This is a genomic window from Vibrio mimicus CAIM 602 (genome assembly GCF_000338875.1).
GTDB classification, from domain to species: domain Bacteria; phylum Pseudomonadota; class Gammaproteobacteria; order Enterobacterales; family Vibrionaceae; genus Vibrio; species Vibrio mimicus.
Genome location: NZ_AOMO01000058.1, coordinates 1 through 6,008, shown reverse-complemented (window position 1 = coordinate 6,008; position 6,008 = coordinate 1). Strand labels below are relative to the sequence as shown.

The following is a 6,008-nucleotide window of genomic DNA, read 5'->3' as shown; positions in this document are numbered from 1 at the left end:
CTCAAGTCGACCATATTGTGGTTTCTAAATATGGCATCTTTGTCGTTGAAACTAAGAATATGAAAGGTTGGATATTTGGCTCGGTTCGCCAGAAACAGTGGACACAAAAGATTTATCGTCATTCCTCTAAATTTCAAAACCCACTGCATCAGAACTACAAGCACATAAAAGCTCTGGAAACCTTGCTAGGTTGCAGTGAAGAGCACTTGCATTCAGTTATTGTTTTCATCGGCGACAGTACCTTTAAAACCGAAATGCCTCCAAACGTTACTTATGCTCGAGGAAGTATTCGATACATTCAGCAATTTAACGATGTAGTGTTCTCAGACAAGGATTATGCTCGGTTAACAGAATCTATAAATCAGATAAAGTTAAAGCGCGGAATCATTACGGATTTAAAGCATCGCAAACATGTCAAAGAAGTTGTTATATCCAAAGTTAGCTCAAATCAGTGTCCCCGTTGCGGCTCTGAAATGGTGTTGCGTGAAACCAGGCGTGGTGAAAATATAGGTAAGCAGTTTTGGGGGTGTTCAACCTTTCCCAAGTGTAGAGCGGTGAAACAATTCAACTAACAAACTGTTTAAGAGTGATTCGCAACGCGTGGCATTTTTGCTATGCGTTGCGTTTGGTGTTTAGGGTGGTATGCGGAAGCTTCGGTATTGCATTGCTCACACCTTAACAGGGCGTTAGTTTCTCTCAGGAAAAATCATCCAAAATTCACGCACAGGGTTCTGAAAATTCAGCCTTTATCGTTCAAGCTGCACAATTTGGCTTTTGGGTTTTTCCTGATGCTGATTTGGTAGAACGCGTTGAAAGTTCTGCGGTTTCAAAATCGCTGATAACCAACAAGCTTTAATGCTTCAATGTTGTCGGACGTTCAACTTGATCAGTTTGGTTTCATAAAAGGCTGAATCATCGCTGTTATCTGGCTTTCTTTGTCGCGGACTCTTAACGTTTTGGTAGCCAACGTCACAGCTTTTGGCGTTGGACGTGTGTTTGAGTGATGCTTTTGCGTAAAATGACTTTCAAGTAAATGAGTTTAAAAAGTCATTGTTAAACAATAGGCTACGAAACTAACAAACGCCTCAAGAGGGACTGTCAACGCGCGGCGTTTCCAGTCCCATTGAGCCGAGGTGGTTACGGTCGTTGTGTTTGAGTTTAGTGTAATGCGTTGCCAGCCCCTTAGGCGGGCGTTAGGTTTCACACGGAGGTAGTGTTTGGAAGTGATAAAGTTGCCAAACAATGGCATATGCGAATGGGCTGGAATGGAAGATTATCAGCTTCTTTCTCCAAGCAGTACCATTAGTGCGATACTCACCTATATTGGAGAGCCTCCTCATGGCGACTCCTATCATAGCCTAAGTATTAATGGTAAAAAGTTCCCAGGCTATGCTTGGGGTTGCCTGTTTGCATTTTCATCTGATTCTAGGTTTTTAGTTTGTAGCTGGATGGAAAAGCTCATTGAGCGAAAAACTGTAGTTATAGACTGCATAGAAGAAAAGTACTTTATTCTCCCTACTTACATTTACATGTTTTCAGTTGAGTGGCCCCATGTGTCGGGAGTGGGACGTCAATGGGATAGCTTAGGCTATACGTTCACAGGGGATGAGAACTGGCTGAACTACTGAAACCTAACAAGGCCATCAAACATCACCCCCTTCGGGGGCTGGACTCGCAAAACACGCTCGCCGTTTATGGCAAGCGTTAGGTTTAAGGTTGTTCATGGAAATCAAAGAGTTTAGTGCTTGTAATCTCGAATCGTTGAGAAAGCTCTATTTGGACTCTAGACGAGATAGTTTCCCATGGCTCAAGTCGGATAGTTTTCGGCTAGAAGACTTCGATCGCGATAGCCAAGGTGAGCGAATTTGGTTGTCTGGGGTTTTAGGTAATATTGCCGGCTTCATTTCCATTTGGGAACCTGACAATTTTATCCATCATCTCTACATTGCAACTGAATATCAGGGTCAAGGCATTGGAAGTTCGCTACTTAACGGTGCAAAAACGCAATATGGCAACTTAAGCCTTAAGTGCATGGTTCAAAATCAGAAAGCACTCAGCTTTTATATGTCACAAGGTTTTGAAATTGTGTCGCAAGTGGATGATGAATTGGGTGGTTACTACTACATGAGCTTCGGCGCACAAACCTAACAAACGCTTCAAGAGGGACTGTCAACGCATGGCGTTTCTAGTCCCATTGCGCCGCGGTGGTTATGGCTGTTGTGTTTGAGTTTAGTGGTAGTGCGTTGCCAGCCCCTTAAGCGGGCGTTATGCATTTTTTAGGAAAAGAGGAACTATGGTTGTTGAAGTCAGGCGAGCAGAGCCATCAGATGCTAAAGCGATAAAAGGAATTTATGAGTGCCCAAATGCCTACACCGGCACATTACAACTTCCGCTTCCATCCTCCGATATGTGGGAAAAACGTTTCCAGAATATTCCAGAGCACGTTTATGCGTATGTGGCAGTAGTGGACGGCGAAGTAGTAGGTAATTTGGGCTTTGAGCTATGTACCAATCCGCGACGTCGTCACGTCGGTACATTCGGCATGGGTGTAAAAGACGATGCTCAAGGTTTAGGTGTCGGTAGTGCTTTGCTGAAAACGGTTATCGATTTGGCGGATAACTGGCTCAATTTGAAACGAATCGAATTGACGGTCTATGTGGATAACGAACGAGCGATCAGTTTGTATAAGAAGTTCGGCTTTGAGATTGAAGGTGAGTCGAAAGCTTATGCGTTCAGAAATGGCAGCTACGTTGACGTTTACCATATGGCTCGCGTTGTGGCACATGCATAACAAACGCCTCAAGAGGGACTGTCAACGCGTGGCGTTTCCAGTCCCAATGAGCCGCGGTGGTTACGGTTGTTGTGTTTGAGTTTAGTGTTATGCGTTGCCAGCCCCTTAGGCGGGCGTTATGTTTTCGGAGGGAAATTGTCAGTATGAGCATAGAGCTAAGAAGAATTGACCATGATAATTTCTATGAAATCTGCCAGTTACAAGTTGCTAAAAACCAATTAGATCATGTTGATAGCAATGCTATTTCATTGGCTGAAGCGAATTTTATGGATTTTCCTTGGTTTCGTGGCATCTATGCCGAAGATAAGCCAGTAGGTTTCATTTTGGTAAACGCAGACATTTCCGCAAATAAACTTTTCCTTTGGCGATTCATGCTAGATCAGACACAACAATCAAAAGGGTATGGTCGTAGAGCTATCGAGTTGTTAAGTTCAGAGTTGCTTAACGAGTTTGGAGCATCGGCTCTTTATACAAGTGTTGTAGAGAGCACTGGTGGTCCAAAAGGTTTCTACTTAAATTGTGGTTTTATACCTACTGGAAACTTAGTCGCAGGTAGGGAAATAGAGTTAAGCAGAACTCTTGAGCCCCAAACATAACAAGCAATTTAAGAGGGATTCACAACGCTTGGCACTTTTGCTTCTACTTCAATTTTAGTGGTTACGGTACAATGCTTTAGGTTGAGTGGTAGCGTTGCTCACCCCTTAATTGGGCGTTAGCTGCCTCCATACAAAATTTAATAAGGAAAACAATGTCAGATTTAATACAAAAAGAAAATGTAACATTACCATCGTTACCGAGCACTGTGCTTCCCGCTATTACGGAACTAACAACTTCACTTGGTATACCAAGGAGTGTGTTGGCTAGCGAAGAAGAAATCGAGTATGCATGGCGAGATCTCCCAAGAGAATTACGAGAAATTCCGGGTGACTTAAGAGGTGAGCTTGTCGCGCGTATGTGTGTAGCAGTTAGTACAGGCTTATTCGATGGCGCTATGAATTACATTTGGAATGCTGCAGTCTTACATTTGCGTCAGAAAATTCGCAACTTTGGTTTAGCCGTTGTTGCTCAAATTCGCCAAGGCGACTTTGAAGAAAAGCACTTGATGGAATTGCAAGATAGCCGACTTCTTGAGCTTTGTCTGAAGCTTAACATTATTAATGAGGACGGCTTTTTCTTTCTAGATCAGTGTAGGGATGTGCGCAATAACTTTTCTGCTGCGCATCCTACAATGGGAACTGTAAATGATCGAGAATTTACAACATTCTTAAACCGTTGCGTTAGGTATGCTCTCGCGGACTCATCATCACCTACTGGTGTTGATATAAGTGCTTTCATATCGGCAGTCAAAGGACCAAGGTTCAATAAACAACAATGTGATATTTGGATTCAGCGTTTAAAAGACACGCATGAAGCACAACGCCAATTACTTGTGAAGATGGTGCATGGTATCTACTGTGACCCAGCTACAGCGGAGCAGGCTAGATTAAATGCCTTAGATATATGTGATGGTCTGAAAGAAGTGTTGACCAATGCTATTAAGTCAGAGTTGATTAATAATCACACTGAGTATGTAGCAAAAGGGTTTGAGGATAAGCATACAGCTTCGCAGCAATTTTTCGAAAAGTTAGGTTTCCTTGGTCTGTTAAATGAATCAGAGCAGCATACGGTGTTCTCTAAAGCTACAACACGTCTCTGGAACGCACACAATGGAATGAATAACTTTTACAATGAACCTCCTTTTGCAGAGCGATTGTTGGAACTAACGCAACAGGGAGCTGTGCCGGAGACAATACAAGAAGAGTTAGTTCATGTTGTTTCTTGTTGTGCTGTAGGTAATGGCTATGGTGTGTCTAATGCTGCCGTTCCATATTACACGCAAATTATCCAAGGTTTTTCTCCCAGAGAAATTGCCATATTAGTAAAACTAGCCAGTAGTCAGCATTCAGACTTAGGTCGTAGACTTGCGAATTCTTCAGCAGCGAAAAGGCGTTTGAAGACTGTACTAGCTTTGTTTGACCCAGCAAGTATATCTGACAGTATCAAGTCAGAGTATGACAAGCTTGTAAAATAGGCAGCTAACAATCTGTTTAAGAGTGATTCGCAACGCTCGGCACTTTTGCCATGCGTTGCGTTTTGTGTTTAAGGTGGTGTGCGGAAGCTTCGGTATTGCGTTGCTCACACCTTAACAGGGCGTTAGGCGCAAATGAGTTAATGGATATAACTGTTATATCAAAAGGAGAAATATATGGCAGATGTAAATCAATCTTCAAATCAAAATAGTAGTGAAGAAAAAGTAAATAGCAGAAACGGAGGTTTTATCTCAACGGCAACCACGTTTTTGTTTTGGTTAATAATAGGTTCTACATTTTTATGGAACTGGGATGGTTTTTGGCAAACGGACATAAAGCTTTTAAAAAATATTCAGAGTGAGTATTTTTCATCAAAATACAATGAAGAACAGTTGAAATTATCTCGAATAGCTAACAATAACTACTTGGTTGAGAGTATTACAGAAAGGTTGGATGCAGCAGAAAAGAGAGCTGATGATAAAGTACAGAAAGCTTATCGAGAAAGAGATATGGCTATTTCTAAGCTTAATAGTGCTGAAGTGGAACTTGCTAATTATCTGGAAAAAGAAAATATGAAGTGTAGGTTTTATGATACGTCCTTGAGAATGATTGATCACTTAACAAAAAAATATTCTGAAGATGATTTAAAAAGAGTTTTGAGTTGTACGAGTGTAGAGTGCGAAAAGATTCTCAATTATCGTCAAGAAGCTACAGCTATCTGCGGTTAGGCGCCTAACAAACGCCTCAAGAGGGACTGTCAACGCGTGGCGTTTCCAGTCCCAATGAGCCGAGGTGGTTTCGGTTGTTGTGTTTAAGTTTGGTGGTAATGCGTTGCCAGCCCCTTAGGCGGGCGTTAGCCGTCACGGTGCAATGACGGCATAATGTTAGTCGTTCATAAACATATGATTAGCTTTGGTAACACCCCTGTCATACGTGCAGAAAGTGTCAGTTGCAGTTTCGGTTTTACTGTGAATTTTAATGTTTGTTATTACCTCGACAGCTCCCGCATCATAGCAAGCTTGCTGTGCATCTTTGATTATCTGCAAGAGATGATCGAGTTCCCCTTTCATGGTGGTTTCCATAGCACTAACCTGAAAGGGGACTCCTGAGGCTTTAACGACAGCGATAGCTTTGTCTACGACTTCAAA

At 42.3% G+C, this 6,008-nt stretch carries 8 protein-coding genes and 1 pseudogene; 8 read left to right on the top strand and 1 reads right to left on the bottom strand.

Annotated elements, in window-relative coordinates:
• The 8 genes and pseudogenes from D908_RS03835 to D908_RS03865 all read left to right on the top strand — a co-directional run.
• A partial coding sequence (locus D908_RS03835) for a nuclease-related domain-containing protein (RefSeq protein WP_005526546.1) occupies nt 1-572 on the top strand: 572 nt, incomplete at its 5' end.
• A 291-nt stretch (nt 573-863) separates the two neighbouring features.
• Nucleotides 864-1,017, top strand: a pseudogene (locus D908_RS23220) (DUF645 family protein).
• 206 nt (nt 1,018-1,223) lie between these two features.
• Nucleotides 1,224-1,628, top strand: coding sequence for a hypothetical protein (locus D908_RS03840; protein ID WP_235047385.1), 405 nt, complete (start codon nt 1,224-1,226; stop codon nt 1,626-1,628).
• A gap of 94 nt (nt 1,629-1,722) precedes the next feature.
• Nucleotides 1,723-2,148 carry a GNAT family N-acetyltransferase gene (locus D908_RS03845; protein ID WP_005526540.1) on the top strand — a complete coding sequence of 142 codons (426 nt, stop codon included), beginning with the start codon at nt 1,723-1,725 and terminating at the stop codon, nt 2,146-2,148.
• Nucleotides 2,149-2,293: 145 nt separating this feature from the next.
• Nucleotides 2,294-2,791 (top strand): GNAT family N-acetyltransferase, encoded by a 498-nt coding sequence (locus D908_RS03850; RefSeq protein ID WP_005526538.1) that lies wholly within the window; start codon nt 2,294-2,296, stop codon nt 2,789-2,791.
• Between the two features lie 143 nt (nt 2,792-2,934).
• The gene (locus D908_RS03855; protein WP_005526536.1) at nt 2,935-3,387 is read left to right on the top strand and encodes a GNAT family N-acetyltransferase; all 453 of its coding nucleotides are present in this window, start codon (nt 2,935-2,937) and stop codon (nt 3,385-3,387) included.
• Between the two features lie 152 nt (nt 3,388-3,539).
• On the top strand, nt 3,540-4,862 hold the full coding sequence (locus tag D908_RS03860; protein WP_005526534.1) for a hypothetical protein: 1,323 nt from the start codon (nt 3,540-3,542) through the stop codon (nt 4,860-4,862).
• Nucleotides 4,863-5,036: 174 nt separating this feature from the next.
• Nucleotides 5,037-5,588, top strand: coding sequence for a hypothetical protein (locus D908_RS03865; RefSeq protein WP_005526531.1), 552 nt, complete (start codon nt 5,037-5,039; stop codon nt 5,586-5,588).
• Nucleotides 5,589-5,744: 156 nt separating this feature from the next.
• Here D908_RS03865 and D908_RS03870 read toward each other — a convergent pair.
• Nucleotides 5,745-6,008 (bottom strand): thiamine-binding protein (locus D908_RS03870; RefSeq protein ID WP_005526529.1); only part of this gene is annotated, 264 nt, incomplete at its 5' end.

What these genes read in the sequence shown, in the direction of transcription:
- D908_RS03845 (WP_005526540.1), top strand. Translation starts at nt 1,723, where the DNA reads ATGGAAATCAAAGAGTTTAGTGCTTGTAATCTCGAATCGTTGAGAAAG.
- D908_RS03850 (WP_005526538.1), top strand. Translation starts at nt 2,294, where the DNA reads ATGGTTGTTGAAGTCAGGCGAGCAGAGCCATCAGATGCTAAAGCGATA.
- D908_RS03855 (WP_005526536.1), top strand. Translation starts at nt 2,935, where the DNA reads ATGAGCATAGAGCTAAGAAGAATTGACCATGATAATTTCTATGAAATC.
- D908_RS03860 (WP_005526534.1), top strand. Translation starts at nt 3,540, where the DNA reads ATGTCAGATTTAATACAAAAAGAAAATGTAACATTACCATCGTTACCG.
- D908_RS03865 (WP_005526531.1), top strand. Translation starts at nt 5,037, where the DNA reads ATGGCAGATGTAAATCAATCTTCAAATCAAAATAGTAGTGAAGAAAAA.